General features: G+C 71.5%; 25 protein-coding genes and 1 pseudogene. 14 read left to right on the top strand and 12 right to left on the bottom strand.

Going from position 1 to position 26,809, the window contains the following annotated elements; all coding sequences use genetic code 11:
* The first annotated feature begins 52 nt into the window (after positions 1 to 52).
* Complete coding sequence (locus ASF60_RS16885) at positions 53 to 499, top strand: hypothetical protein (protein WP_056187485.1); 447 nt, start codon at positions 53 to 55, stop codon at positions 497 to 499.
* 190 nt (positions 500 to 689) lie between these two features.
* Entirely contained in the window at positions 690 to 1,772 is a 1,083-nt protein-coding gene (locus tag ASF60_RS16880; RefSeq protein ID WP_056187482.1) for a DUF2125 domain-containing protein, read from the top strand.
* A 27-nt stretch (positions 1,773 to 1,799) separates the two neighbouring features.
* Here ASF60_RS16880 and ASF60_RS16875 read toward each other — a convergent pair whose 3' ends face one another.
* The 4 genes from ASF60_RS16875 to ASF60_RS16860 form a co-directional block, all read right to left on the bottom strand.
* The gene (locus tag ASF60_RS16875) at positions 1,800 to 2,771 is read right to left on the bottom strand and encodes a prephenate/arogenate dehydrogenase family protein (protein ID WP_443136771.1); all 972 of its coding nucleotides are present in this window, start codon (positions 2,769 to 2,771) and stop codon (positions 1,800 to 1,802) included.
* On the bottom strand, positions 2,764 to 3,912 hold the full coding sequence (locus ASF60_RS16870; RefSeq protein ID WP_156634215.1) for a pyridoxal phosphate-dependent aminotransferase: 1,149 nt from the start codon (positions 3,910 to 3,912) through the stop codon (positions 2,764 to 2,766). Before ASF60_RS16870 ends, ASF60_RS16875 begins: the two co-directional genes overlap by 8 nt.
* Positions 3,913 to 4,138: 226 nt before the next feature.
* On the bottom strand, positions 4,139 to 5,128 hold the full coding sequence (locus tag ASF60_RS16865) for an Ldh family oxidoreductase (protein ID WP_056187479.1): 990 nt from the start codon (positions 5,126 to 5,128) through the stop codon (positions 4,139 to 4,141).
* An 87-nt stretch (positions 5,129 to 5,215) separates the two neighbouring features.
* Positions 5,216 to 6,079 carry a chorismate mutase gene (locus tag ASF60_RS16860; RefSeq protein ID WP_056187475.1) on the bottom strand — a complete coding sequence of 288 codons (864 nt, stop codon included), beginning with the start codon at positions 6,077 to 6,079 and terminating at the stop codon, positions 5,216 to 5,218.
* Positions 6,080 to 6,356: 277 nt separating this feature from the next.
* On the opposite strand from ASF60_RS16860, the gene metX reads away from it, so the two are divergent.
* Complete coding sequence (gene metX, locus ASF60_RS16855; RefSeq protein ID WP_443136770.1) at positions 6,357 to 7,568, top strand: homoserine O-acetyltransferase MetX; 1,212 nt, start codon at positions 6,357 to 6,359, stop codon at positions 7,566 to 7,568.
* 11 nt (positions 7,569 to 7,579) lie between these two features.
* Positions 7,580 to 8,266: a methionine biosynthesis protein MetW gene (gene metW / locus ASF60_RS16850; RefSeq protein WP_056188009.1), complete on the top strand. Its 687-nt coding sequence runs from the start codon at positions 7,580 to 7,582 to the stop codon at positions 8,264 to 8,266.
* Positions 8,267 to 8,340: 74 nt separating this feature from the next.
* Here the strand turns inward: metW and ASF60_RS16845 are convergent, their stop codons facing one another.
* Positions 8,341 to 9,102 (bottom strand): methyltransferase domain-containing protein, encoded by a 762-nt coding sequence (locus ASF60_RS16845; protein ID WP_056187469.1) that lies wholly within the window; start codon positions 9,100 to 9,102, stop codon positions 8,341 to 8,343.
* Positions 9,103 to 9,184: 82 nt separating this feature from the next.
* Positions 9,185 to 10,417 (bottom strand): amidase, encoded by a 1,233-nt coding sequence (locus tag ASF60_RS16840; RefSeq protein WP_056187466.1) that lies wholly within the window; start codon positions 10,415 to 10,417, stop codon positions 9,185 to 9,187.
* A 111-nt stretch (positions 10,418 to 10,528) separates the two neighbouring features.
* Here ASF60_RS16840 and ASF60_RS16835 point away from each other — a divergent pair, with 111 nt between their 5' ends.
* The 4 genes from ASF60_RS16835 (at position 10,529) to ASF60_RS16820 (ending at position 13,847) form a co-directional block, all read left to right on the top strand.
* Positions 10,529 to 11,581: an extensin-like domain-containing protein gene (locus tag ASF60_RS16835; RefSeq protein ID WP_056187462.1), complete on the top strand. Its 1,053-nt coding sequence runs from the start codon at positions 10,529 to 10,531 to the stop codon at positions 11,579 to 11,581.
* Positions 11,582 to 11,787: 206 nt separating this feature from the next.
* On the top strand, positions 11,788 to 12,255 hold the full coding sequence (locus ASF60_RS16830) for a hypothetical protein (RefSeq protein ID WP_056188007.1): 468 nt from the start codon (positions 11,788 to 11,790) through the stop codon (positions 12,253 to 12,255).
* 62 nt (positions 12,256 to 12,317) lie between these two features.
* The gene (locus ASF60_RS16825) at positions 12,318 to 12,938 is read left to right on the top strand and encodes a ribonuclease T2 family protein (protein ID WP_056188004.1); all 621 of its coding nucleotides are present in this window, start codon (positions 12,318 to 12,320) and stop codon (positions 12,936 to 12,938) included.
* A 63-nt stretch (positions 12,939 to 13,001) separates the two neighbouring features.
* Positions 13,002 to 13,847 carry a 23S rRNA (adenine(2030)-N(6))-methyltransferase RlmJ gene (locus tag ASF60_RS16820; RefSeq protein ID WP_056187459.1) on the top strand — a complete coding sequence of 282 codons (846 nt, stop codon included), beginning with the start codon at positions 13,002 to 13,004 and terminating at the stop codon, positions 13,845 to 13,847.
* Between the two features lie 12 nt (positions 13,848 to 13,859).
* On the opposite strand, the gene ASF60_RS16815 is transcribed toward ASF60_RS16820, so the two are convergent.
* A complete protein-coding gene (locus ASF60_RS16815; protein ID WP_056187456.1) occupies positions 13,860 to 15,293 on the bottom strand; it encodes an FAD-linked oxidase C-terminal domain-containing protein in 1,434 nt (477 codons plus the stop codon).
* Between the two features lie 295 nt (positions 15,294 to 15,588).
* Here ASF60_RS16815 and ASF60_RS16810 point away from each other — a divergent pair, with 295 nt between their 5' ends.
* Complete coding sequence (locus tag ASF60_RS16810) at positions 15,589 to 15,954, top strand: c-type cytochrome (protein WP_056187453.1); 366 nt, start codon at positions 15,589 to 15,591, stop codon at positions 15,952 to 15,954.
* Between the two features lie 106 nt (positions 15,955 to 16,060).
* On the opposite strand, the gene ASF60_RS16805 is transcribed toward ASF60_RS16810, so the two are convergent.
* Positions 16,061 to 16,591, bottom strand: a complete 531-nt coding sequence (locus tag ASF60_RS16805; protein ID WP_082504156.1) for a MarR family winged helix-turn-helix transcriptional regulator — start codon at positions 16,589 to 16,591, stop codon at positions 16,061 to 16,063.
* Between the two features lie 181 nt (positions 16,592 to 16,772).
* On the opposite strand from ASF60_RS16805, the gene ASF60_RS16800 reads away from it, so the two are divergent.
* Positions 16,773 to 17,195: an organic hydroperoxide resistance protein gene (locus tag ASF60_RS16800; RefSeq protein WP_056187450.1), complete on the top strand. Its 423-nt coding sequence runs from the start codon at positions 16,773 to 16,775 to the stop codon at positions 17,193 to 17,195.
* A 208-nt stretch (positions 17,196 to 17,403) separates the two neighbouring features.
* Here ASF60_RS16800 and hisS read toward each other — a convergent pair whose 3' ends face one another.
* From hisS to secB, 4 genes and pseudogenes are all read right to left on the bottom strand, one after another.
* Complete coding sequence (gene hisS, locus ASF60_RS16795; RefSeq protein WP_056187448.1) at positions 17,404 to 18,927, bottom strand: histidine--tRNA ligase; 1,524 nt, start codon at positions 18,925 to 18,927, stop codon at positions 17,404 to 17,406.
* Positions 18,928 to 19,021: 94 nt separating this feature from the next.
* Positions 19,022 to 19,513: a DUF3429 domain-containing protein gene (locus ASF60_RS16790; protein WP_056187998.1), complete on the bottom strand. Its 492-nt coding sequence runs from the start codon at positions 19,511 to 19,513 to the stop codon at positions 19,022 to 19,024.
* Positions 19,514 to 19,678: 165 nt separating this feature from the next.
* Positions 19,679 to 20,900, bottom strand: a pseudogene (locus ASF60_RS16785) (MFS transporter); the annotation flags it as partial.
* A 473-nt stretch (positions 20,901 to 21,373) separates the two neighbouring features.
* Positions 21,374 to 21,883, bottom strand: a complete 510-nt coding sequence (gene secB, locus ASF60_RS16780; protein WP_056187442.1) for a protein-export chaperone SecB — start codon at positions 21,881 to 21,883, stop codon at positions 21,374 to 21,376.
* Between the two features lie 563 nt (positions 21,884 to 22,446).
* Here secB and ASF60_RS16775 point away from each other — a divergent pair.
* The 4 genes from ASF60_RS16775 (at position 22,447) to rho (ending at position 26,780) form a co-directional block, all read left to right on the top strand.
* The gene (locus tag ASF60_RS16775; protein ID WP_056187439.1) at positions 22,447 to 23,178 is read left to right on the top strand and encodes a Tim44/TimA family putative adaptor protein; all 732 of its coding nucleotides are present in this window, start codon (positions 22,447 to 22,449) and stop codon (positions 23,176 to 23,178) included.
* Between the two features lie 49 nt (positions 23,179 to 23,227).
* Positions 23,228 to 24,520 carry a murein transglycosylase A gene (mltA, locus tag ASF60_RS16770; protein ID WP_443136769.1) on the top strand — a complete coding sequence of 431 codons (1,293 nt, stop codon included), beginning with the start codon at positions 23,228 to 23,230 and terminating at the stop codon, positions 24,518 to 24,520.
* Entirely contained in the window at positions 24,517 to 25,200 is a 684-nt protein-coding gene (locus ASF60_RS16765) for a Smr/MutS family protein (protein ID WP_056187433.1), read from the top strand. Before mltA ends, ASF60_RS16765 begins: the two co-directional genes overlap by 4 nt.
* A 239-nt stretch (positions 25,201 to 25,439) precedes the next feature.
* On the top strand, positions 25,440 to 26,780 hold the full coding sequence (gene rho / locus ASF60_RS16760; RefSeq protein ID WP_056187430.1) for a transcription termination factor Rho: 1,341 nt from the start codon (positions 25,440 to 25,442) through the stop codon (positions 26,778 to 26,780).
* Positions 26,781 to 26,809: the final 29 nt, after the last annotated feature.

Below are 26,809 nucleotides of genomic sequence, written 5' to 3'. Positions count from 1 at the left end.
GTCGAGGCGTCGTGCTTGACGCCAACGAAACGTTAAGATTAATGTGGAACAAATGGCGAACAAGAGAGCCCTGTCCTGGTCGGCCGCACTTCGCGACCTGAAGGACGATCGAGCCCGGAGGCAGGAAGTGCGCGAGGAACGCCTGAGGACGACAGCCGGCCTGCGGGGGACGCCTGCCCTGGTGCTGAGCGCGTGGCGCGGCCGGTCCGGTCGGCGCTACGTGGTCGGCATCCATGAACTGGCGGAGCCGGAACTCGACGACATGGGCGAGGCCGTGGTGATGGCCGTGCGCCGCGACGCGTCCGGGGTCGGCGAACTGATCTCGGTGGCCTCCGCCGGCCAGAGCCCGCGCGAGCGCCTGCACCGCAACTGGATCGCACGGGCACGCCACAGGGGCGCCACCGAGATGCATGTCCATCGGCTCGCCGAGGACGAGGCCGAGCGCGAGGCCATCGTGGCCGACCTCGGCAGCGACCAGAGGGCCGACGCCGCGAACTGATCGCGGCGTCGCCCGTCGCCCGGAAACGGGTGGCCTGCCCGGCCCGCACGACGCGGGACGGCCGAGACCCGATGGGCCGGGATGACGGCCCCGCCATGCTTTCGCCGCCGAAACCCTGCCAAGCCTTGCATCCGGGCGGCCTCCCTGAGAGCCGCGATCCCGTGAAGCGAGCGCAGGATACCCAGACGCGATGGCGCATAGTCCGACCCCGACCCGCCCCCCCTCGCGCAAGGGGCTGTTCCTCCCCTACATCCTGCTCGCCGTGCTGGTGACCGCCTGGTCGCTCGGCTGGTTCTACATCCGCCACCGGGCCGCGACCGAGATGGACGCGTGGCTCGCTCGGGAAGCCGCCGACGGACGGAACTGGACCTGCGCCGATCGCAGCATCACGGGCTATCCGTTCCGGATCGAGCTGCGCTGCGCCTCCCTGGCCTTCGATCGCTCCGACAGCCGCTTCACCCTGGGGCCGGTCACCGCCGTGGTGCAGGTCTACCAGCCGCGCCAGGGCATCCTCGAGGTCGGCGGCCCGTTCCACGTGGAACAGGGCGACCTGACGGCGGATGCCACCTGGACCTCCCTGGAGGGCAGCTTCCACGGCGCCTCGGATGGCTTCGTGCGGGCGTCCCTGGTGGCGAACGACGCCAAGGGCTCCGTGCGCGGCGCCGGGGCGGACCCGATCGACTTCGACACCGGGCACTTGGAATTCCACGCCCGCCCGACGCCGGGGCGCTTCGCCTCCGAGGGGGCCGTCGACACCAGCCTGCGGGTGAACCGGATCCGCCTGCCCCTGGCCGACGCGGCGCTCGGCAACGTCGATCCGGCCGATCTCGCCCTCGACGCCACGGTGAACCGCGCCACCGCCCTCGGTACCGGCACCGTCGCCCGGGAACTCGAGGATTGGCGTGCGGCCGGCGGCAGCCTGGACCTCGCCCTGCTGTCGCTGGCCAAGGGCGACCGCCGGCTCCAGGCCAAGGGACGGCTCGACCTCGACGCGCAGCACCGGCCGCAGGGCCAGCTCGACCTGCGCGCGGCCGGCGTCGAGGCCCTGGTCGGTCAGGTCATGGGACAACGCTTCGGCGCGGAAAAGGGCGCGCTCATCGGCAGCCTCGTGGGCCAGCTCATGGGCCGGCGCACGACACCCAGCGCCGAGGCGGGTGTGGCGGCTTCGGCCGACGATGCCCTCAAGCCCCTGCCGCCCCTGCGGCTCGGTGACGGGCGGGTGACGCTCGGCCCGTTCCCGATCCCCGGCGTGCAGCTGCCGCCGCTCTACTGAGAGGCCGGATTCCGGGCCGGCGGCGCTTCAGGCCGCCGGGTCGTTCGGCCGACCGCGGCCGAAATCGGCCTCCGCCGTCTCCTGGCCCATGGCGACGATGCCGCGGCGGATGGCGCGGGTGCGGGTGAACAGGTCGTGCAGGGCCTCGCCATCGCCCCAGCGGATCGCGCGGGCCAGCGCCGCCAGATCCTCATTGAAGCGCCCCAGCATCTCCAGCACCGCGTCCTTGTTGGTCAGGAACACGTCCCGCCACATGGTCGGGTCGGAGGCGGCGATGCGGGTGAAATCGCGAAAGCCGCCGGCCGAGAACTTGATCACCTCGGACTGGGTCACCGCCTCCAGGTCGGCGGCGGTGCCGACGATGTTGTAGGCGATGAGGTGCGGCACGTGGCTGGTGATCGCCAGGACGAGGTCGTGATGCTCCGGCGTCATCGTCTCGACGATGGCGCGCAGGCCCTCCCAGAAGCGCTGGACCCGGGCGGTCGCCGCCGGATCGGTGTCCTCGGCCGGCGTGAGGATGCACCAGCGCCCGGAGAACAGGGTCGAGAACCCCGCATCGGGACCGGAATACTCGGTGCCGGCCACGGGATGCGCTGGCACGAAATGGACGCCCTCCGGCAGGTGCGGCGCCACGGCCGCGACCACCGAGGCCTTGACCGAGCCCACATCCGACACGATGGCGCCGGGCTTCAGGTGGGGTCCCATGATTTCGGCGACCGCGCCGACGGCGCCCACCGGCACGCACAGGATGACGAGGTCGGCCTCGGCCACGCCGGTCGCGAGGTCGTCCGTGACCGCGTCGGCGAGGGCGAGCGCCCGCACCCGCTCCAGCACGCCGGGATCGCGGTCGACGGCGACGATGCGCCGGGCCAGGCCGTAATGCCGGGCGCCGCGGGCGATCGAGGAGCCGATCAGCCCGAGTCCGACGATGGCCAGGGTGTCGATGCCGGGCGTATGGACGTCGGGCGTGTCGATCTCAGGCGTCGTGATGTCAGGCACCGGTCTCGCCCCGCACGAAGGCCGTCAGGGCGTCGAGGAAGGCGGCGTTGCCGGCCTCGCCCCCGATGGTGACCCGCAGGGCGTGCGGCAGCCCGTAGGACGAGACCCGGCGGGTGATGACGCCCCGGGCAGACAGGAAGGCATCGGCCGCCTCCGCGCTGCGCCCCGGCTCGTCGGGGAAATGGATCAGGATGAAGTTCGCCACGCTCGGCGTCACCATGAGGCCGAGCCCCTGCACCGCCTCCATCATCCGGGCGAGCCAGGTGTCGTTGTGGGCGACAGCCGCCGCCACGTGCACGTCGTCGGCGATGGCGGCCGCCCCCGCGGCGATGCCGGCGCCCGACAGGTTGAACGGCCCCCGGATGCGGTTGACCGCGTCGACCACCTCGGCGGGACCCACCATCCAGCCGATGCGGAGCGCCGCCAGGCCGTGGATCTTCGAGAAGGTCCGGGTCATCACGACGTTGTTGGCCTCGAGCACGAGGTCGAGGCCGGCACTGTAATCGTTCGCCCGCACGTACTCGGCATAGGCCCCGTCGAGGACCAGGAGGACGTTCGGCGGCAGGCCCGCATGCAGGCGCCGGACCGCGTCGAAGGGCAGGTAGGTGCCGGTCGGGTTGTTGGGGTTGGCGAGGTAGACGATCCGGGTGCGCGGCGTCACGGCCGCCAGCAGGGCGTCGACATCGGCCCGCAGGTCGCGCTCCTTCACCACCACGGGCGTGCCGCCGGCGGCCAGGATGGCGATCCGGTAGACCAGGAAGCCGTGCTCGGTGAACACGCCCTCGTCGCCGGCGCCGAGATAGGCGTAGGCCAGGAACGACAGGAGCTCGTCCGAGCCCGCGCCGCAGACGATGCGGGCCGGATCGAGGCCGTAGCGGGCGGCGATCGCCTCGCGCAGCACCCGCGACGTGCCCTCCGGATAGAGTTCGAGCTTGGCCGCTTCCGCCCGCATCGCCGCCACCGCCTTCGGGCTCGGACCCAGCGGCGTCTCGTTGGAGGAGAGCTTGTGCACCGTGCCGAGGCCCGGCGCGCCACTCTTGCCCGGCACGTAGGCCTCGATGGCGAGCACGCCCGGACGCGGCACCGGACGCGATGGCGCGGCGGATGACGGTGAGGTGGAAGACAGTGTGTCGGAAGACATCGTGTCAGAGGACATCGGAGCAGAAGACCTGAAGGCCGCCGGGGCTGGGCTGGCGTCCGTCTAACAAAGCTTGCCCGGCTTTGCGAGCATCGGGCGTTCCATCCCGGCCCCGTCAAATCCTTGCCCCGCCAAATCCTTGCCCCACCAAATCCCTGCCCACCAAATCCTTGCCCGGTCGAATCCCGGCGGGAGGGCGATCCCGGGTTTCACGCGCGCCGGAGCCGCCTCAGGCGGCCGCGATCTCGGCGAGCAGCGCCTCGGACACGGTGAGCCCCTCCGTTCGCGCCCGCGCCCGCAGGGCGAGGCGCCGGCTTCCGGGCAGGCGGGCGCCGTCCTGCGCCTCGATCGATTCGGCCAGCAGGGCGAACCGCGATCCCGCCTCAGCCGAGAAGGCGCCGGCATCGAGGGCGATGAGGAGCTGGCCCGTGCCGGGCGGGTCGCCGGCCGCGTCGAGGAACGAGGAGGCTTCGCCGGCAAAGCGCGCCCCCACCAGCCCGGCCGCCAGGATCTCGACCATCAGCGCCAGGGCGGTGCCCTTGGCCTCGCCCAGGGGCACCATGGTGCCGGCCAGGGCCTCGTCGGGATCGGTGGTGGGCCGGCCCTCGGCGTCGAGGGCCCAGCCCTCGGGAAGCGTCTCGCCGCGCCGGCGGGCGGTCACGATGGCGCCCCGCGCCACCTTCGAGAGGGACAGGTCGATGACGATCGGGGCCCGGCCCGGCACCGGGGCCGCGAAGGCGATCGGGTTGGTGCCGAAGACGGCGCGCGCACCGCCCCACGGCGCCATCGCGGCGGGCGTGTTGGCGAACAGGAGGGCGACGAGGCCCTGTTCGGCCAGGGCCTCCACCGGGCGGCCGGCCGCGCCGCAATGGTGCGAGCGCCGGATGCCGGCGGCGGCGATACCCTGGGCGCGTGCCATCGCGGGCAGATGGGCGACGGCGGCATCGAGGGCCGGATAGGCAAAGCCGTGCGCGGCATCCACCGCGAGGAGGCCGGGCCGGGGGGTCTCGACCGCGACCTCGGCCCGCCCCACGACCTTGCCGGCGCGGACCTGCGCGGCATAGGCCGGCACCCGCGACAGGCCGTGCCCCGCCAGGCCGTCGGCCTCGGCCCCGACCAGGGCGCGAGCGGTGCTCTCCGCCGCCGCCGGACCGGTGCCGCAGCGGACCAGCGCCTCCGTCACGCAGGCGTGGGCGTTCTCCAGGGTGAGGATCGGCATGGCCGTGACGGTCTCCGTCGGTGCGGGGGGCGGCGACTGTCCGAAAACGCTTCGGACCCGAAAAACGCCTCGGACCCGAAAAACGCCTCAGACCCGGAAACGCGCGGCGTGGCTGCCGATCTCGTCGAGGGCTTCCGGCGCGGCCCCGGCGCGGGTGAGCGCCTCGTGCAGCTGGCGGGCGCCGACGCCGCCCGGGACGGCCAGGAGCAGGCCGTGTCCGTCGCCGCGCGGGGCGCGGGCGACGACCTCGCCGTAGAGATCCTGCAGGGCTCGGGCGGCGTCCGGCTCCCAGGCCGCGACGCGGGTGGCGTGCAGGACCCAGTCGCGCTGGGCCGCGGCCGGGTCGTCGAGGGGGTTCGACACCACGAAGACCGGGGTGCCGGCCGGGTGGGTGGGGCGCTCGATGAAGGGCAGGCGGGCGATGACCTTGGGGCGGCCCTCCCCGACGAGGCCCTCCCACCAGGGTGCCGCGTCGGAGGGGGCGCCCGAGCCGTCGGGATCGAGGCGGAAGACGCCGAGGTCGCCGCGCGAGGCCGCCACCGCCTCGATCACCGCGAGGCAGGTCGGGTGCGGCCGATAGGGCACCGTGAAGCCGAAGTGGAAGCGGGCGGAATCGCGCATCGGCGCGTCCCCGCCGGAGATGTCGGCATGCACCGAGAACGGCGCCTGCACGTAGGTGAAGGTGGCGATAATGACCCGCCAGATGCCCTCCACGGTGTCGAGCGGCAGCAGCCCGCGATGGCGCTCGGCCACCCGCCGCATCATCGAGGCCTCGCGTCCCGGCCGGAAGGCCGAGCCGCTGGCCGAGGTGCGCTTGACCGTGATCAGCCGGTCGATGATCGATCCGCGCTGGATCAGCAGGGCATGCATCTCGGCGTCGATCCGGTCGATCTCGGCACGCAGGTCGCCGAGGTTGTCGAGGGGCGGCGCGGGTCTCGTGGTGAAGCGCATGCGGGGCTCGCGCGGGTGCGGAGGTGAAGGAAACGACCGGCGGCGGGGTCTCGCCGCCCCGTCACCGCCGCCCGGTCTACGATCGCGCGGGCCGAAGGGCCAGAGCCGAGCGTTGCAGCAGAGCCCTTTCGTTGACGCGTGAGGGGCCGCACACTACCTCAAAGCCACGAGTCGCATGGTCCCTGCGCGAATGCCATACCGGCCTTCGCCGCTCCTGCCCTCAGGGATCGCCGCGCCGCCTCCTCCAACCCGTTCATGCCCTAACCCGTTCATGCCCATGTCGCTGGATACCGCCATCAAGCCAGGCACGCCGGAAGACGAACCGGCGCGCGCCGATGGCACGGGTGCGGAGGGGTCGCAGGCCCGCGAACCGCAGGGCCTCGTGGCGCAGTTCGGCCGGGACGAGCCCCTGGCGATGGATGCCGGCGTGCAGTTGGCGCCGTTCCAGATCGCCTACCGGACCGCCGGCACCCTGAACGCCGACCGCTCCAACGCCGTCCTGATCTGCCATGCGCTGACCGGCGACCAGCATTTCGCCCACACCCATCCGGTGACGGGCAAGCGCGGCTGGTGGGAGACCCTGGTGGGGCCGGGCAAGCCCGTCGACACCGACCGCTACTTCGTCGTCTGCTCGAACGTCATCGGCTCCTGCATGGGCTCCACCGGCCCGGCCTCCCTCGACCCGGACACCGGCCGGGCCTACGGGCTCGACTTTCCCCTGGTGACCATCCGCGACATGGTCCGCGCCCAGGCGATGCTGCTCGACCGGCTCGGCATCCGCGACCTATTCCTCTGCATCGGCGGCTCCATGGGCGGGATGCAGGTGCTGCAATGGGCGGCGAGCTACCCCGAGCGGGTCTTCGCCGCGATGCCGATCGCCACGGGTCCGCGCCATTCGGCGCAGAACATCGCCTTCCACGAGGTCGGGCGCCAGGCGATCATGGCCGATCCCGCCTGGGCGGAGGGGCGCTACCTCGAAGTCGGCAGCCGCCCCGCCAAGGGCCTCGGCGTCGCCCGCATGGGCGCCCACATCACCTACCTGTCCGAGCCGGCCCTGCACCGGAAGTTCGGCCGGCGCTTCCAGGGCGGCTCGGCGCCGACCTTCTCGTTCAACGCCGATTTCCAGATCGAGAGCTACCTGCGCCACCAGGGCCTCAGCTTCGTCGAGCGCTTCGACGCCAACGCCTATCTCTACCTCACCCGGGCGATGGATTACTTCGACCTCGCCGCCGACAAGGGCGGCGTGCTCGCCAACGCCTTCAAGGGGACGAAGACGCGGTTCTGCGTGATGTCCTTCACCTCCGACTGGCTGTTCCCGACCTCGGAATCCCGCGCCATCGTGCACGCGCTGAACGCCGCCTCGGCCCCCGTCGCCTTCGTCGAGGTGGAGAGCGACAAGGGCCACGACGCCTTCCTGCTCGACGAACCGGTGATGTTCGCCGCCGCGCGCGGCTTCATCGACGCCGCCGCCCGGGCCCGCGGCCTGTGACGCGGCCGGACATGTCCGCCCCCCGGCCCTGGGAGACGGCGCAGACCCTGCCGCGGGCGGAAGCCGGCAGCACCCGCGTCGATCACCTGGTGGTGCTCGATCTGGTGCCCCCGAATGCCCGGGTGCTCGACATCGGCTGCGGCGACGGAGCCCTGCTGGCCCTGCTGCGCGACCGGCGCGGCGTCGACGGGCGCGGCATCGAACTCTCGCGCGAGGGCGTGAATGCCTGCCTCGCCCAGGGCCTGCCGGTGATCCAGGGCGATGCGGATACGGATCTCGCGAACTACCCCGACGACGCCTTCGACGTGGTGGTCCTGTCCCAGACCATCCAGGCGACGCGCAATCCCCGCATCGTGCTGGAGCACCTCCTGCGCATCGGGCGCCAGGTGATCATCTCGTTCCCGAATTTCGGCCATTGGCGGGTGCGCTCGGAACTGGCGCTGCGGGGGCGGATGCCGGTCACGGCCCTGATGCCCGAGGAATGGTACGAGACCCCGAACATCCACCACTGCACCATCCGGGACTTCGTCGGCCTGTGCCGGACGGTCAATGCCGAGATCGAGAAGGCGACCGCCCTCGACGCGCGGGGCCGGCCGATGCGGTTCTCGATGCCCTGGTGGGTGTGGAACCTGATGGGCGCGCAGGGCGTGTTCCTGCTGCGCCGCCGCGAGGCCGGTGCCGGACCTCCGGCGGCCTGAAATGCGCGAATCCCTGTTGCGCTCACTGTTGCACTCCCTGTTGCACGTGAAAACCCCCGGCTCGTCCGGGAGTCTCAGGGCTCCCGCCGGATGATCAGGGTCGCGACCTCGTAGGTCACCTGCGCTCCACCGGCCTCGAACCGCCGCAGCACCCGCCGCAGGGCGCCCGGAGAGAGCGGCGTCCCCGCTCCCGGCGTGCCGGCCCCGATGGCCCGCAAGGCCCCCAGGAAGGCGCGGCCATCGGCGTGGGATTCGCCGAGGGGCTCGGTCGAGACCGCGAGGGTACAGCCGGGAATGGTGAGTGCCGCCAGATCTGCCCGGGTGGGATAGCGCGGCGTCGCCGCCTCCAGGCCGAGGGCGGCGTGGGCCGCCCGCCACTCGGCGAAGGTGCCCGAGGCCAGAGTCGCCACCGCCAGCAGGCCGCCGGGTGCCAGCAGGCCGGCGAGGCGGGCCAGCGTGCCGGCGAGGTCCTCGAACCATTGCGCCGCCAGGCTGGAGGCGATGAGATCGAAGCCGGGTGCCAGGCAGGGCCGCTCGGCATCCATCACGCAGAGGCGGAGGGACTGCGCGCGGCTGAGCCGCGTGCGGCAGCGCAGGATCATGGCGGGTGCGAGATCGGTGGCGAGGAGGGACCCGTCCGGAAAGGCCCGGTGCAGGGCGCCGGTCAGCAATCCGGTGCCGCAGCCGACCTCGAGGATGCGTGGCTCGGGCGCCAGCGGCGCGGCCGCGATGCGCGCCGCCAGCCGGTCGGCGACCAGGGCCTGGATCGCCGCCGCGCCGTCATAGCCCTCGGCCCCGTCGAAGGCCCGGGCCACAGCCTGCTTCCAGGAACGCATCGGGGCGATCGGTGAGAGGCCGGGCGGGGAAAGGCCGGCGCTGGCGCCGGGACGGGGTCGATTCACGGCGTTCTTTCCGGAGCTAAGCTGCCAGCGCCCGCTCGATCATCCAGGCCACCGCGAGGGCGCGGCCGTCGTCGCCGAAGCGGGCGATGATCTGGACGCCCAGCGGCAGGCCGTCGCCGGGGACCGGCACGGTCACGCAGGGGACGCCCATCAGGGTCCAGAGCCGGTTGAAGCGGGCGTCGCCCGTGGTGCCGAGGCCGGCCGGGGCCCGGCCCGGGGCGGACAGGGTCAGGATGACGTCGATCTCGCCGAACAGGTCCTTGAGGACGCGCCGGGCGCGGTGCGCGCTGCGGCGGGCCTCGTCGTACTGGGCGGCGACGAGGGTCTGCGCCGCGTCGAGCTGTTCGCCGAGCTCCGGGCTGAGATGCGCGCGGTGATGAGCGTATTCCCAGGCCAGGGCCTGGCGCGCCTCGTAATCCTGGATGACGGGATGGCGGGTCCAGGCCTCGGGCAGCGGCGCCGGCAGGGTCAGGTCCGCGACCCGGGCCCCGGCGGCTTCGGCCGCGCGGGCGGCGCGGTCGAGGGCGGCCAGCGCCGCCGCGTCGGGGGCCGCGGCGAAGCCCTGCAGGCACAGGCCGATGCGCGGGGCGGGCGCGTCGTCGCCGAGATCCAGGGCCGGCCGGTCCGCGATCAGGCTCAGGGCCTGGGCGATGTCGGCGATGCCGGCGCCGAACAGCCCGAGGGTGTCCAGCGCCCACGAGAAGGTCTTCACCCCCACCGTCGGCAGAAGGCGGAACGAGGGCTTGATCGCCGCGACGCCGCAGAAGGCCGCCGGACGAATGACCGAGCCGCCGGTCTGGGTGCCGAGCGCCAGGGGAACCATCCCGGCCGCGACGGCCGCGGCCGAGCCGGCCGAGGAGCCGCCGGGGGTGTGGCCGCGATCGCGCGGGTTCACCGTCGCGGTCGGGTCGTGGCTCGCGAAGGGCGAGGTGGTGGTCTTGACCAGCGGCACAGCCCCGAGCGCCCGCAGCCGCGCCACGATGGCGGCGTCCGCCTTCGGCTGCCAGCCGGCATAGATCGGCGACCCCATCTGGGTCGGCAGGTCGGCCGTGTCGATGATGTCCTTGATGCCCACGGCGATGCCGGCCAGCGGTCCCGCTTCGGAGACCTTCGGCGTGGGATTTCGGCTCACGATCGCCCCGATGCCGGGGTCGTGGGCCGCGATGGCGGCTTCGGCGAGACGGATGGCGCCGGCGGGATCGAGATGACCGGCGGCGATGCGGGTGCGGAGATCGACGAGGGACAGCATGGAGGCTTGGTCCCGTCTCGAAGGGCCGCTGTCAACACCCGTCCACAGCCCACGGGTTCCGCGCCGCATCGTTGACGCATCGTTTACGCAACGCTGCGCATCGTCCGCATCATGTGGCGTAGCGTATTCGCGTTCTCGGCCCTGACGCTGTTCGGCGCGGGCCTCACCGGCTGTGCACTCAACAAGTTTGAGCAGCGCGAGCCCTGGCGTGACCAGACCGAGCAGGCCTGCAACGCCAAGCGTCTCGTGGAGACGACGGAGTTCGTCACCCCGTCCAAGGAGATCAGCGGGCCGGGCGTCTGCGGGATGCTGCAGCCCTACCGCGTCACCCGCCTCGGCAAGGGCACCGTGGCCCTCAAGCAGCGCGTGACCCTGGCCTGCCCGGCGCTGGCCGAGGCCGAGGCCTGGCTCGCCGACACGATCCAGCCGGCGGCCAACCTGTATTTCGGACAGCCCGTGGCCGAGATCAATGCCGGCACCTATGCCTGCCGGGGCCGCAACAACCAGGCCGGCGCCAAGCTCTCCGAGCATTCCTTCGGCAATGCCGTCGACATCATGTCGTTCAAGCTCGCCGACGGCTACGTCATCACGGTGAAGGGCGGCTGGCGCGGCACCGAGGCCGAGCAGGGCTTCCTGCGCGAGGTCTTCCTCGGGGCCTGCGCCCGGTTCTCCACCGTGCTGGCGCCGGGCTCGAACGTGTTCCACTACGACCACATCCACGTCGACCTCGCCCGCCACGATCCGCGCGGCCTGCGCCGCATCTGCCAGCCGCTGATCAAGTTCGTGCCCCAGCTCGGCGGCGACGGCGTGCCGCGCGCCACCGCCCGGCCGCGTCCGCCGGAGCGGCTGCCGGCCCCGCCGCAGGCCCCGATCGACGTGGAGGAGGACGATCCCTACGGCGTGACGCCGATGTCGGCCCGCCAACCCGCCAGGGCGCCAACCTCTTCGCCTGCCTCTTCGGCCGCCTCGCAGCTCGCCCGGGCGCCGGCCGCGCCGATGCGCTCGCCCCCGGCGGCTGTTGCCGCCGCGTCGCGCCCGGCGGTTGCGCGCGTCCCGGGCTCGCGCGTCGCGGCCGCCCTGCCGCCGCATGAATTCGAGGCCGAGCCGCTCTCGCTCGCCGCCCCGGGTTCGGCCGGTCCCGGCCTCGCCGAACCGATCTACTGACGGCTCGAAACGTCATGTGACGCGGGGGGACCGCTCGCTCCTGATATGCTTCCCGCCTGATATGCTTCCCGCCTGATCAGGTGTGCCCGGCGAACCCCAGGGCGCCCGGAAAACGACGGCGCGGCCGGCGCCGTGCTTGACAGCGCCGAGCCAGGCGCCATCGTCCGGGCATGCTTCACGGACTCCAGCGGAACAAAGACGCCGGCATGCGCCCGAACCCCCTCTCCACCGCCTTCGCCCTCGGCCTCGTCCTGGCGGGCAGCCTTCAGCCGGCGCTCGCCCGTTCCGGCCGCGAGGAGATCACCCCCGCCGAGGAGCGCGAGTTCAACTACGAGGCCGACATCCCCGGCTGCCAGGCCCCCGAGGTGCTGGAGCGACTCTCGTCGCACTTCGCCGAGAAGGAGACGAAGTTCTGGAACTCGTCCCTGACCATCCTGCGCTACGAGCACATCGAGCGCACGGCGTGGCGGCCCTGGGGCCTCGACTACGTTCCGCGCCGCTTCTGCAGCGCGGTCGCCACCACCTCGGACGGCATCCGCCGCAAGGTCGATTACTCCGTGCGCGACGGTCTCGGGATCATCGGCGCCGATTGGGGCATCGAGTTCTGCGTCCACGGCCTCGATCGTAACCTCTCCTACGCCTATTCCTCGGCCTGCCGCGAAGCCCGTCCGTGAGCCCTGTCGCCGGGCCTGGGGCGCGCGCACGCGGCGCCTTGGCGGGCCTGACCCTGGCGCTGATGGCGTCGCCCGCGCTGGCCCAGGGCTTCGAGCGCGGCGGCACGCCGGGCTCCTTCGACTTCTACGTCCTGGCCCTGTCCTGGTCGCCGACCTATTGCGAGGGGCCGGGCGCCCGGCGCGAGGCGCAGGGCCAGTGCCGGCCGGGACGCGGCCTCGGCTTCGTCGTCCACGGCCTGTGGCCGCAATACACCCGCGGCTATCCGGCGAACTGCTCCTCCGTCGAGCGCTCGCCGACCCGGCAGGCGATCGCGGTGGCGGGCGAGGTCTACCCGAGCGAGGGGCTGGCCCGGCACGAGTGGCGCACCCACGGCACCTGTTCGGGGCTCGACCCGGTCTCCTATTTCCAAGCGGCGCGCGACGCCCGCGCGGCGGTGACCATTCCGGATGCCTTCCAGGCGCCGGAGCGCGACACGCGGCTGGCGCCGATCGAGATCGCCCGGCAGTTCGTCGCGGCCAACCGTGGCCTGCGCCCCGACATGATGTCGGTCACCTGCCGGAGCGGCCAGCTCCAGGAGGTGCGGATCTGCTTCTCCAAGGATCTGCGCGGCTTCACCCCCTGCCCCGAGGTGGCCCGCCAGAATTGCCGCTCGGGCGAGGTTGCCATCGACGCCGCGCGCTAGAGGATGGCGCGATCCCACCCCGCGCCGGAGCGCCGGGGGCGGGGTGAGACAGGCCCGGACCCCATGAATTACCGCCACGCCTTCCACGCCGGCAATTTCGCCGATGTCCTGAAGCATCTCGTGCTGAGCCGGGTGCTGGCGCATCTCTGCCTGAAGCCGACGGGCTTCCGGGCGATCGACACCCATGCGGGCCTCGGCTTCTACGACCTCACCGCCGACGAGGCCGGCCGCACCGGCGAGTGGCGTGACGGCTGGGGTCGCCTCGACACGCCCTTCCCCGAGGCCGTGGAAGCCCTGCTCGCGCCCTACCGCGCGGCTGTGGCGGCGGTGCGGGAGCGGCACGGGGCCGACACCTATCCGGGCTCGCCCGCCCTGATCCGGGAGTTCCTGCGCCCCACCGATCAGGGCGTGTTCGTGGAATTGCATCCGGCCGATGCCGAGACCCTGCGGCTGCGCTTCAACCAGGATTCCCTGTCGAAGGTGATACATCTCGACGGCTGGACGGCGCTCAACGCGCTGATCCCGCCCCCCGAGCGCCGTGGCGTGGTCCTGATCGACCCGCCCTACGAGGAGCTGGGCGAGATCGACCGCCTCGGGACCGCATTGGCCCGGGCGGTCGCCAAGTGGCCCACCGGCATCTATCTCGGCTGGTACCCGATCAAGGACGTGGCCAAGGTCGACCACATGGTGGCGCAGCTCGACCGGGTTCTGACCCGCCCGGCCCTGCGCCTCGACCTCCTGGTGTCCGAGCCCGATCCGACCCGGCTCAACGGCAACGGCCTCATCGTCATCAACCCGCCGTGGCGGCTCGCCGAGGAGGCGACGTTGTTCCTGCCGGCTCTGGCCGAACGCCTCGCCCGCACCGATTACGGCGCCTTCCGGTGCGAGGCCTTCGGCGCCGAGGCCTGAAGTCCCGGCGCTTCAGGCGAGCAGGCGCCCCTCCAGCGGGAACACCTTGGCGGGGTTCATCAGCCAGTGCGGGTCGAAGACGTTCTTCACCCGCATCTGCTGCTCCAGGTCTTCCTGGGCATACTGGAAGCGCATCAGCTCACGCTTCTCGATGCCGACGCCGTGCTCGCCCGTGAGGCAGCCGCCGACCTCGACGCAGAGCTTCAGAATTTCGTCGCCGGCCGCCTCCGCCTTCTCCATCTCGCCCGGCGTGTTGATGTCGAACAGGATCAGCGGGTGCAGGTTGCCGTCGCCGGCGTGGAACACGTTGGCGACCCGCAGGCCCTTCTCGGCGCAGATCGCCCCGATCCGCTCCAACACGCCGGGGAGCTGGCCGGTGGGGATGGTGCCGTCCATGCAGATGTAGTCCGAGATCCGGCCGGTGGCGCCGAAGGCGGACTTGCGGCCCTTCCAGATGGCGGCGCTCTCGGCCTCGGATTTCGAGACCCGGATGCTGGTCGGGTTGTAGTCGCGGGCGATGGCCTCGATGCGGGCCAGCATCGCCGTGCACTCGGTATCGGAGCCCTCGACCTCGATGATCAGCATGGCCTCGGCGTCGCGCGGATAGCCGGCCTGGGCGAAATCCTCGGTGATCAGGATCGCCTCGCGGTCCATGTACTCGATCGCCACCGGGATGATGCCGGCGCCGATGATCGCCGCCGTGCAGGCGCCCGCATCCTCCACCGAGCCGAAGCCGACGAGGGCCGGGCGCGCGCCCTCCGCCGCCCGCAGGATGCGCACGGTGGCCTCGGTGACGATGCCGAGCTGCCCCTCCGAGCCGCAGACGAGGCCGAGCAGGTCGTAGCCGGGCGCGTCGAGATGGGCGCCGCCGATCTCCACCACGGTGCCGTCGTTCATCACCAGGGTGACGCCGAGCAGGTTGTTGGTGGTGACCCCGTATTTGAGGCAGTGCGCGCCGCCGGAATTCATCGCGATATTGCCCGCGATGGTGCAGGCGAGCTGGCTCGACGGGTCGGGCGCGTAGAAGAAGCCCTCGTGGCTGACGGCGCCCGAGATGGCCAGGTTGGTGATGCCGGCCTCGACGCGGGCGGTGCGGTTCTCGAAATCGATCGCCACGATGCGGTTCATCTTCGAGACGCCGAGGATCACCGCGTCCTCCTGCGCGATGGCGCCGCCGGCCAGCGACGTGCCGGCGCCGCGCGGCACCACCCTGACGCCGTTGGCGTGGCAGAACGCCATCACGGCCGAGACCTCCGCGGTGGTCGAGGGCAGCACCACGGCGAGCGGCATCTTGCGGTAGGCGGTGAGCCCATCGGTCTCGAAGGCGCGGCGCTCGTCCTCGGTCGTCACCAGCGCCTCGGGCGCCACCAGCGGCCGGAGGCCGGCGATGATCGCGTCGCGGCGGGCGACGATGGCGGCGTCGGGCACGGGAAAGGCGATCGACATGGGGCGCTCCTCGCGATGGATTCGTCTTCAGCCTGCGCTCAGGTGCGTCGGTCTAGACCGATCATCCGGAACGCGGAGAGGCGACGATTGTCCGGGATCTTAAGGCAACGGAACGACAACCGCACCCGGGGATCGGCTCTTCGAGAACCGGAGGAACGAAAACTCTGCCGTGAAGCTTCGTTTCGTCGCAGACACCCTCGGCGGAGTCCGCACGTTTCCAGTCTCAATCTGTTCTAAATCGTCAAGCTCTGCCATAAGCAAGGCGGCTTCTGCCGCCCAACGGAGGAAAACAACCATGCGTCACCTCATCCTCGGCGCCGCGCTCGCGCTTCTGCTGCCGCTGTCGGCCCAGGCCCAGGAGGCCGGCGACGCCGCTGCCGGCGAGAAGGCCTTCGCGCCTTGCAAGGCCTGCCACGCCTTCGGCAAGAACGGCGTCGGCCCGGATCTCAAGGGCGTCGTGGGCCGCAAGGCCGGCACGCACGAGGGCTACAACTACTCGGCCGCCCTCAAGGGCTCGGGCATCACCTGGGACGAGGCCAACCTCAAGGAGTGGCTGAAGGACCCCAAGGCCAAGGTGCCGGGCAACAAGATGGTCTATCCGGGTCTCAAGGACGACAAGAAGCTCGCCGACGTGATCGCCTACCTCGGCACTCAGAAGTAAGCACCCCGGACCCGGCCTCGAGGCCGGGCCACCCGGATGCTCCGGAGAGCCGGTCCCGCTGGAACGCGGGACCGGCTTTCTTCGTCTCGGGGACCGTGTCGTCGGATCAGGGCGCCGGGCTGGCACCGGGGGCGTCGGTCGCCCTCTCGGTCGCGAGCGCGTCGTGCAGCGAGGCCCGAAGCTGAACCAGGGTGTCGAGGAGGGCGCGGCGCCCGTCGACATCGAGGCCGGTCATGCCGCCGGCGAGTCCCGGCACGCATTCCATGCGGGCGCGCAGGGCCCGGCCGGTCGCCGTCAGGAAGATGCTGACTTGGCGCTCGTCGGCCCGGTCGCGGGCGCGCCGGACATGGCCGGCCCCCTCCAGGCGCTTCAGCAGCGGCGTCAGGGTGCCGGAATCGAGGAACAGGCGCTGCCCGATCTCCTTGACCGTCAGTCCCTCCTCCTCCCACAAAACCAGCAGCACGAGATATTGCGGGTAGGTCAGGTCGTGGCCGCTCAGCAGCGTGCGGTAGGCGCGCCCGAAGGCATGGGCCGTCGCATAGACGGCGAAGCAGAGCTGGCTGTCCAGGCTGAGGGCATCCGTCGTGTCCGAAGCCGGGATGGGCTCCGGGAGCGTGCGGGTCTGCCGTCCCGACATGATGAGGCTTTCCTTCGCGCTGCGCATCGCACCGAAGCCGACGCGATATCATGGTCTTATGCAAATTTCATATTGCGCACAATCAAGTCCTATGCGAGGAAATAACTAGATTGCGCGCAATCGAAAACGTCGAAGCGGGACCGCGCCCGATCCGTTCGTCCGAGCTTCAGGAGAGATACCCATGAAGGCACTCTACACCGCCCACGCCCATGCCACTGGCGGCCGTGAAGGCTCCGCCGCGACCGACGATTCCAAGGTGGACGTCAAGCTCTCGACGCCGAAGGAGCTTGGCGGCGGCGGTGGCGCCGGCACCAACCCGGAGCAGCTCTTCGCGGCCGGCTACGCCGCCTGCTTCCTCGGCGCGATCAAGTTCGTGGCCGGCAAGGACAAGATCCAGGTCTCGGAGGAGTCCAAGATCGAGTCCAGCGTCGGCATCGGCCCGCGCGACGACGGCACCGGCTTCGGCCTCGTGGTGGCCCTGAAGGCGACCCTGCCGGGCCTCGACCGGGCGGTGGCCGAGGATCTGGTGAAGCGCGCCGACGTGGTGTGCCCGTACTCGCACGCCACCCGCGGCAACATCCAGGTCGACATCTCGGTCGCCTGATCGCCGGGCCGGGTGGCCCTCCTGTTCAAGCGTGCAGGCTCGGCGCGGCGCTCCTCCCCCCTCGTGGGGAGGAGTTTGGAGGTGGGGGTGGCTCCGCGCGCCTCAGCCGGCAATGGGTCACCCAACCACGTCCACGCTGCCCCCTCCCACAGGGCGGAAGGGGGGCACGCTGTGATGTCGCGACCCTGGATATGCGAAGCCCGGAGCCTCAGAAGTGGCGCCCCAGGACCTCGCGCACCCGCTCGACCATCTCGGCCACCGGCACCGAGAACTGGGCCGGGCGCGCGGCCTTCCACTCGGCGTTGCTGGTGATGGCGGCCGCGGCCTTGGCCCCCTCGATCAGGTCCTTGATCTGGACCTCGCCGGCCTCGCGCTCGTTCGAGCCCTGGATGATGGCGCACGGGCTGCCGCGCCGGTCGGCATATTTCATCTGCGCCTTCATGCCCGAGCCGCCGAGATAGAGTTCGGCCCGGATGCCGGCCTCCCGCAGGGACGCGACGAGGCGCTGGTAATCGGCGATGTTGTCCCGGTCGAGCACCAGCACCACCACCGGGCCGGGCTTGGCAAGGCCGTCCAGGAGCGGGCTCTTCACCAGTTGCAGGGCCGAGAACAGGCGCGAGACGCCGATGGAGAAGCCGGTCGCCGGCACCGGCTCACTGCGGAAACGCCCCACGAGGCCGTCGTAGCGGCCGCCGCCCGAGACCGAGCCGAAGCGCACCACCTGGCCTTCGTCGTTGGTGACCGGGAAGGTCAGCTCCGCCTCGTAGACCGGGCCGGTGTAGTATTCGAGCCCGCGCACGACGGAAGGGTCGATGCGGATGCGGGCATCGTAGCCGGCCGCGGCGAACAGGGCGGCCATGTCGGCGAGTTCGCGCACGCCCTCCAGCCCGATGGCGCTGCCCGCCAGGGAGGTTTCGAAATTCGCCAGCGTGGTGGCGGTCTCGGCCGGGGCCGATCCGGGGCCGGTCCAGCCGGTGAAGGCGAGCACCCGGCCGATCGCCTCATCGGCCAGCCCGGCGCCCTTGGTGAAGTCGCCGCTCTCGTCCTTGCGGCCGGCGCCCAGCAATTCGCGCACGCCGGCATCGCCGAGGCGATCCAGCTTGTCGATGGCGCGCAGCACGGTCAGGCGCTGCCCGGCCTTGTCGGGACCGCTGAGCCCGATCGACTCCATCAGGCCGTCGAGCACCTTCCGGTTGTTGACCTTGACCACGTACTGGCCGGTGAGCCCGAGCTTCTCGAGCGTGTCGGCCATCAGCATGCAGATCTCTGCATCGGCCGCCACCGAGCCGGCCCCGACGATGTCGGCATCGAACTGCATGAACTGGCGGAAGCGGCCCGGACCCGGCTTCTCGTTGCGGAAGACGTAGCCGGCGCGAAAGCTCCGGTAGGGCTTGGGGATCGCGTCGAAGTGCTCGGCCACGTGGCGGGCCAGCGGCGCAGTCAGGTCGTAGCGCAGCGACAGCCAGGATTCGTCGTCGTCCTGGAACGAGAACACGCCCTCGTTCGGCCGGTCGAGGTCGGGCAGGAATTTCCCCAGCGCCTCGGTGTACTCCACGAACGGCGTCTCCAGCGCTTCGAAGCCATAGAGCTCGAAGCTCCGGCGGATCGTCTCCAGCATGCGGTGCTGGGCGGCGATCTCGTCCGCGCGCCGGTCGACGAAACCGCGCGGCAGGCGCGGCTTCAGCGTGTCGGCCTTGTTCGAGTCGGCCTGGTTGGAATCGGCCTTGGCCATAGGATGCGTGTCCGTCGGGGCTGTTCGGGGTCCCGGGGGCTCTATCGCGGGCGGCGGGGAGCGGCAAGCGCGCAGGCCCCGGCAGGGATGCGCGTCAGAGTTTCAGGGCCAGGAGGGCCGCGAGGCTGAGGAGCGCGATCGGGATCTGGACCGGGCGCAGGCGGGCGAAGAACAGGGGCGCCTCGCCCCGCCGGGCCGCGATCGGGTCGAGCACCGCGATCGCCCCGAATCCGACGAGGAGCAGGACCAGCGCGGCCACCGCCTCGTCCAGGATCGCCAGCGCCAGGGCGACGAAGCCGAGACTGAACAGCCCGATCATGGTGGCCATCTGGGTGAGGGTCGGCCCGCCCTCGGTGCGGAAGCTGAGTCCGCGGCGCACGCCCGACAGGAACAGCAGGATGGCGCAGCCCCACAGGAGGGTCAGGAGCAGGGCGGCCTCGCCCAGGGTGTCGCCGGGCCGGACCCAGGCGATGGCGGCGCCGACCACGAAGGGCAGCATCGGGCCGTAGCCGAACACGATGCTGAGCCAGGGCACGGCGCGCGATTCGGTGACCTGGAAGGTTCGGCCGTCGGGTCGATCGTCCATCGTGTCTTCGCTCCAGAGGTGAGTCCGCGCCGCCCGGAGCCTGCGCGCCGCCAGGGCCTCCTCGCCCAACGGAAGCGGACCGGCGCCGTTCCGCCGGGTGGCGATCGGCGCCGGAGCGACGCGGCGTTCAGGCGCCGTGCCGGTCGGCGTCCGGCTCGATCCCGGTCTTCTCGGCTGCCTTCGCTCCGCCCTTCGCCGCGCGGCCCCGGCCCTCGCTGGTGGTGTCGAGCCACAGAACGAGGCCGAGGGCGACGAGGGCGGGTGCCCCCAGCGCCAGGAATGCGCCGGTCCAGCCCAGCACCGCCTGGGCGAGGCCGCCGTACCAGGCCGAGAGGGCGCCGCCGATGCCCTGGAGGGCGTTGAGGGACCCGAGCGCCGTCTGGGTCCGTCCGGAACCCCAGGTCAGGTCGGCGACCACCACCGGCACCGCGACGCCGATGATGCCCGAGGCGACGCCGTCGAGGATCTCGGCGGAGATCAGCCACAGGGGATCGTCGATGAAGGCCGAGAGCACGGCGCGGACCGGCAGCACCGCGCAGGCGGCGATGAGGAGCTGGCGCCGGCCGCGCCGGTCGGCGAGCGATCCGGCGAAGAGCGCCACGGGGATCATCACCAGCTGCGCCACCATGACGTACCGGGCGGTCCAGCTCGTGGCGTCGACCGCGGTGGCCACCAGCTTCTGCCCGAGCAGCGAGAGCATGCCGCCGTTGCCGAGGTTGAACAGCGCCAGCGCCACGGCCAGCACCAGGAGCTTGCGGTTGGCCACGATGCTGCGCAGGCCGGCGCGCTCCGGTGTGTCGTCCGCATCCTCCTGCCAGCCCACGGCCCGGCGCTCGCTGTAGCAATGGCCCGGCGTCGTCAGCGTCGCCGCGATGGCCAGCACCGCCATGCCGCCGAGCACCCAGAAGGCGATGGCGGGGCCGAACCAGCCGGTGCCGAGGCTGATGCCGCCGGCTGCCAGCAGGATGCCGAGGTGGTTGAAGGCTTGGTTGCGGCCCTGCTGCTTCGGGAAGCGGTCCTTGCCGACGATGCCGAGAGTCAGGGCCGTGACGGCCGGGAGCAGCAGGGTGCCGCCCGCCGCCGCCATCATCTGCGCGGCGAAGACCGGGAGGACGCCCCGCGCCGGCAGCAGCAGCAGGGTGCCGCACAGGATGGCTCCGCAGGCCAGGGCGATCAGCAGCCGAGGCCGGCCGAGGCGGTCGACCAGGGCGCCGAAGGGGCCGCTGAGGAGGAGCGAGCCGATCCCCGCCAGGGTGGTGACGAAGCCGATCCGGGAAGGACTCCAGGCGGCGGATTCCGCGAGCCAGGTGCCGAGGAACGGGCCGAGCCCGCCCTGGATGTCGCCGGTGAAGACGTTGATCAGGGCGAGGTGCTGGGTGGCGAGCATACGCGTCCGGGGCTGGGGCGATCCGCCGGCGCCTCGGGGTCCGAACGTGCCACGGCGCAGATCGGCCGGCCGTCATGGCGGCCGCGACGAAACGGGACGTGAGTAACGGCCAAGCCCGTTCTTCGATCCAATTCCGATCTCGTCCTGATTCAGGCCTCGTGCCGTTTCAGGTTTGGTGCCGCCCCGGGGTCCGGTCGTGGTTCGGCCCGGCCGCGCGGCCGCCCACCGGAGTGCGGGCACTTGCGGCGAGCCGGCGGCCGAAGCCCTGCGCGTGATCGCATCCTCCGCGGGTCCCGCGAGTCCGGCAGTGGAGCGGGCCCGCGCCGGTTCTGTCCCGGGCCGCCACGCCGAATGGGCGCGGCGCGACGGTCGCTATAGCAATCCAGGGATGTGCGATGCGGCGACGATGCAACGTGTGGCAGCCGCCCGCATCGACTGGCCAAGGGGCCGGCGGATGCGGGACGATCAGATCCTCAGGAGGCGAGCGGTCCGGTCGCGCCCTGGGCCTGCGATTCCATCGCCTTCTGGCGGTAGAGGCCGACGAAGTCGATCGGATCGATGTACAGGGGCGGGAAGCCGCCGTTGCGCACGGCCTCGGCGACGATCTGGCGTGCGAAGGGGAAGAGCAGGCGCGGGCATTCGATCATCACGGCCGGATGCAACTGATCCTCCGGGATGTTGCGCATGCGGAAGATGCCCGAATAGGTCAGCTCGAAGGCGAACAGCACCTCACCGGCGATCTTGGCATCGCCCTCCAGCGTCAGGTCGACCTCGAAGTCGAACTCGGCGATCTGCTTGGCGTTGACGTTCACCTGGATGTTGATCTGCGGGCCGGTCTCCTGCGGCTGCAGCGAACGCGGCGCATTCGGATTCTCGAAGGAGAGATCCTTGCTGTACTGCGCGAGCGCGTTGATCGTCGGCGTTCCGTCGTCGGGCTGCGCCGTGGCGCCACTGTTGCCGTTCGGGTTCGGAGTGTCGGCCATGGCGTTCTGTCCTCTTCCTGGGTCTTCGGTCCGCGGCGGGGCGACATCTTGAGGGGGCGCGGCCTCGGACAGCGGTGCTCCCGGCCCCCGGAACCGAGTCGACCGGCCTGCGCACCGGCACGCCCTCGCCGCCCGGCCGGCGCGATAGCGCGCTATCACGCGCGCTCGCAGGGGACAAGGCGAAGGCGGGTTCGGCCCGGCCCGGACGACCTGACCCCGGACAACCCGACCGTCCGAACCCCGCGGGACAGCCCGGCCGGGTCAAGGCGGCGCAGGCGCGCGCCTTCACCTGGAATCGGCGCACCGGATATCCATATCTTCGCATCGAGAGGCGCCGAGCCGGCCCGCGGCTTGCGCGAGACCCGGCGAATGCGCGACATGGGCGGATATGCGCGACCGGGGTCGAGCGTCTTCCGGCTGAACGGATCTCGGCGGGATGCGGCTCGGTTCGGCGCGTTCCGGTCGAGCGCGACTCGGACAGACACGTCAGCCGAGGAGCCGGGCCGGGTTTCCAGAGCCCCGGGAAGTAACGTATTCGTGCCACGGCCACGATCGGATCGGTAATGCAGGACTCCTTCGACTTGACGACCCTGATCTTTCTCGCCCTGGCGGTCTTCGTCATCTGGCGCTTGCGCTCGGTGCTGGGTCAGAAGACCGGCACCGAGCGCTCGCCGTTCAAGCCGGTGGACCGCAGCCGCACCGAGCCGCCGGCCGCGCGCGGCGAGGCCGACAACGTGGTGCGGCTGCCGGGCGCCGACCGGGCCCAGCCGCAGGCCGATCGCGGCCAGAGTGCGGTGAAGACCGATGTGCGCGACTGGCGCGGCATCGCCGAGCCCGGCTCGGCCATCGCCCACGGCCTCGAAGCCATCGTCCAGGTCGAGCCCGCCTTCGATCCGCGCGCCTTCGTGGAGGGCGCCCGCAGCGCCTACGAGGCCATCGTGATCGCCTTCGCGAAGGGCGACCGCAAGACCCTGCGCAGCCTGCTCTCCCGGGAGGTCTGCGAGGGCTTCGAGCGCGAGATCGACGCCCGCGAGGCGCGCCGCGAGACCGTGGAAACCACCTTCGTCTCCCTCGACAAGGCCGAGATCGTGGCCGTCGACGTCAAGAACCGCGTGGCCCAGGTCACCGTGCGCTTCCTCTCCCACCTCATCACCGCCACCCGCGACGCGCAGGGCCAGGTGACGGATGGCAGCGCCGAAGCGGTGGTGGAGGTGCCCGACGTCTGGACCTTCGCCCGGACGCTCGGCGCCCGCGACCCGAACTGGCAGCTCGTCGCCACGGAAGCCGGCGCCTGAGCCGCCCGGTCGCCAAGGTGCCCAAGGTGTCCAAGGTACCCGAGCGCGCGTGACCCGGTTCTCCCGTCCAGCGGCGGCTGTCCTCGCCGCCCTCAGCCTCCCCTCCCCCGGCTCGGCCGCCCCCGCGGCCGAGCCGTTTCGCGTGGGCGAGTCGTCTCGGGTGGGGGAGTCGTTTCGGGTGGGGGAGTCGTTTCGGGTGGGCGATGCCCTTCTGGAGCCGGTCGACACCGCCGCCCTGCCGGGCTTTCCCGGTGCCGATCCGGCCGCGACCCTCGCGGCCTTCCGGCGGACCTGCCGGACCCGCCCGGCGACGCCCCAGCCCGCCACCGTCATGGGCTCGGCCGAGGCCCTGGCGGCGGCCTGTGCCAGGGCCGAGACCGTGGCCGAGACCATGCCCGAGACCGTGGCCGAGGCCGAGGCAACGCGGTTCTTTTCCGAAGCCTTCGCGGCCTACCGCATCGTCCGCCCCGCCGCCGGCGGCAACCCGGAGCGGCGAACGGGCTTTCTCACCGGCTACTTCGAGCCGGAACTCGTCGGCTCCGCCACCCCGAGCCCGGATTTCACCGCCGCGGTGCTGGCGCGCCCCGACGACCTCGTCGGGCTCGAGCCCGGCGAGACGCGGCCCGGCCTGGATCCGGCCCTGCGCGCCGCGCGCCGGGTCGGCGACGGGTTCGAGCCCTATCCCGACCGGGCCGCGATCGAGGACGGGGTACTGGGCGACCGCGCGCGGCCCCTCCTCTACCTGCGCGACGCCGTCGACCTGTTCGTGCTCCAGGTCCAGGGCTCGGGTCGGGTCCGCCTGACCGACGGGCGCTCGGTCCGGGTGCTCTATGACGGCCGCAACGGCCGCCCCTACACCTCCATCGGCAAGCTCATCGTGGCGGAGGGGCACCTGCCCCTCGACGGGCTCACCCTGGCGCGCTGGACCGGCTGGCTGCGGGCGAACCCCGCGCAGGCCAAGCGCCTGATGCGAGTTAACGCCTCCTACATCTTCTTCCGTCTGGCGGAGATCGACGACCCGGCGCTGGGGCCGCCGGGCGGGGCCGGCGTGCCCCTGAGCCCCGGGCGCAACCTCGCCGTCGACGCCACCCTGTGGCGCTACGGCCTGCCGTTCTGGCTCGAAGGCCGGATCGCCGGCTCCCCCGATCCGGGGCGTCTCGTCGTCGCCGCCGACACCGGCTCGGCCATCGTCGGCCCGGCCCGCGGCGACCTCTATCTCGGCACCGGCGCCGAGGCCGGCATCGCCGCCGGGAACCTGCGCGATCCCGTCGGGTTCGTGGTGCTGCTGCCCAAACCCGAAACCAACCCGAAGCCCAGCCCCGAGACCCGCCGCGCGCCATGAAGACGCCCCGACGCCCGCGCGGCCTGTCCAGCGAGGACGCCTATCTGTGGGGTGAGATCGCCCGGCTGATCACCCCCTTGCGCGGACGCGGGCCGGGGCGGCCCAAGGCTGCAAACGCCGCCGACGCCACCGGAATGGGCACCCCTGTCGCTGCGAAGCCTCCTGCGATGAAGGCCGCGGCGAAGGCTGCCAGCGCCACATCCGAGCCCCCGAAACCCGCGCCGCCCAAGCCGATGCCTCCGAAGCCGATGCCCCGGACGCTGGCCAAGCGCGCCGCCCTGAAACCGAGCCCGCCGCCGGCGGCGCCGGCCCCCGTGATCGCGCCGAGCCCGGCCCCGGCGCCCGGCCTGGAGCGCCGCGTGCGCCTCGCCCTGCGCCGGGGCGCGCTGCAGGTCGATGCCCGGATCGATTTGCACGGGATGTATCAGGCCCAGGCGCACGGCGCGCTGATCGGCTTCCTGATGCGGGCACGCGCCTCCGGGCACACCCATGTGCTCGTGGTCACCGGCAAAGGCGGCCCCACCTACGACGATGCCTTCTCCGAGCGCGGGGTGCTCCGCCGCAGCGTGCCGCACTGGCTGCGCGCGCCGGACCTGCGCCACGTGGTGCTCGGCTTCGAGGAGGCGGCGCGCCACCATGGCGGCGCCGGAGCCCTCTACGTGCGCCTGCGCCGCCGCTGAGAGGCCCCATCGCGGCGATCTTGCAAAAACCCGGGAAACGCGCTACGGATAGGGCCTCTCCTCGTTACGCCGTGTTGCATCCGTGAGCCCAAGGCTCCGCTAAGACGATGCGCGGGGCCGTTTCCCCTGGAAGCGGACCGCCTGATCGGTGCCGAAACGGCGCCCGGCGACCAAACTCCCCACCTGCCAGTTCCTGTTTCCCTGCCCCGCCTCGCCCTTCCCGCCGGTTCTGAATCCCCATGACGTCACAGTACGATGCCCTCCCCGAGGAAAGCCCGGTCGAGGGCGGAATCGTCGCCGCCGATCTCGACGGCATGCGCGAGGTCAAGCTTCAGGACCTCAAATCCAAGACGCCGACCGACCTGATCGCGTTCGCCGAAGAGGTCGAGGTCGAGAACGCCTCGACCATGCGCAAAGCCGAACTGATGTTCGCGATCCTGAAGCAACTCGCGGCCAAGGAGGTCGAGATCATCGGCGCCGGCACCTGCGAGGTGCTGCAGGACGGGTTCGGCTTCCTGCGCTCGTCGGAATCGAACTACCTGCCGGGTCCCGACGACATCTACATCTCGCCGACGCAGATCCGTCGCTTCGGCCTGCGCACCGGCGACACGGTCGAGGGGCCGATCCGCGGTCCCAAGGACGGCGAGCGCTATTTCGCGCTGCTGAAGGTCAACACGATCAACTTCGAGAACCCGGAGAAGATCAAGCACAAGGTCCATTTCGACAACCTGACCCCGCTGTTCCCGACGCAGCGCTTCAAGCTCGAACTGGACAATCCGCCGAAGAAGGATTTCTCGCCGCGGATCATCGACATCGTGGCCCCGATCGGCAAGGGCCAGCGCGCCCTGATCGTGGCGCCGCCGCGCACCGGCAAGACCGTGCTGATGCAGAACATCGCGCAGTCGATCACCATCAATCACCCGGAATGCTACCTCATCGTGCTGCTCATCGACGAGCGCCCCGAGGAAGTGACCGACATGATCCGCTCGGTGAAGGGCGAGGTCATCGCCTCGACCTTCGACGAGCCGGCCACCCGCCACGTGCAGGTCGCCGAGATGGTGATCGAGAAGGCCAAGCGCTTGGTCGAGCACGGCCGCGACGTGGTGATCCTGCTGGACTCGATCACCCGCCTGGGCCGGGCCTACAACACCGTCGTGCCGTCCTCCGGCAAGGTGCTGACCGGCGGCGTCGACGCCAACGCCCTTCAGCGCCCGAAGCGCTTCTTCGGTGCCGCCCGCAACATCGAGGAGGGCGGTTCGCTCTCGATCATCGCCACGGCGCTCATCGACACCGGTTCGCGCATGGACGAGGTGATCTTCGAGGAGTTCAAGGGCACCGGCAACTCCGAGATCATTCTCGACCGCAAGGTCTCGGACAAGCGCATCTTCCCGGCCATCGACATCACGCGCTCGGGCACCCGCAAGGAAGAGCTCCTGGTGCCGCCGGACGCGCTCAAGAAGACCTACGTCCTGCGCCGCATCCTCAACCCGATGGGCGTCACCGACGCGATCGAGTTCCTGATGGACAAGCTGCGCCAGACCAAGAGCAACAACGATTTCTTCGACTCGATGAACACCTGAGACGGGGTGACCCCGGGGCTTGCGCTGCC

It is taken from the genome of Methylobacterium sp. Leaf113 (assembly GCF_001423325.1).
In the GTDB taxonomy this organism is placed as follows: Bacteria; Pseudomonadota; Alphaproteobacteria; order Rhizobiales; family Beijerinckiaceae; genus Methylobacterium.
The sequence above is the reverse complement of the archived record's forward strand: the minus strand, read 5'-3'. Positions and strand labels throughout refer to the sequence as shown.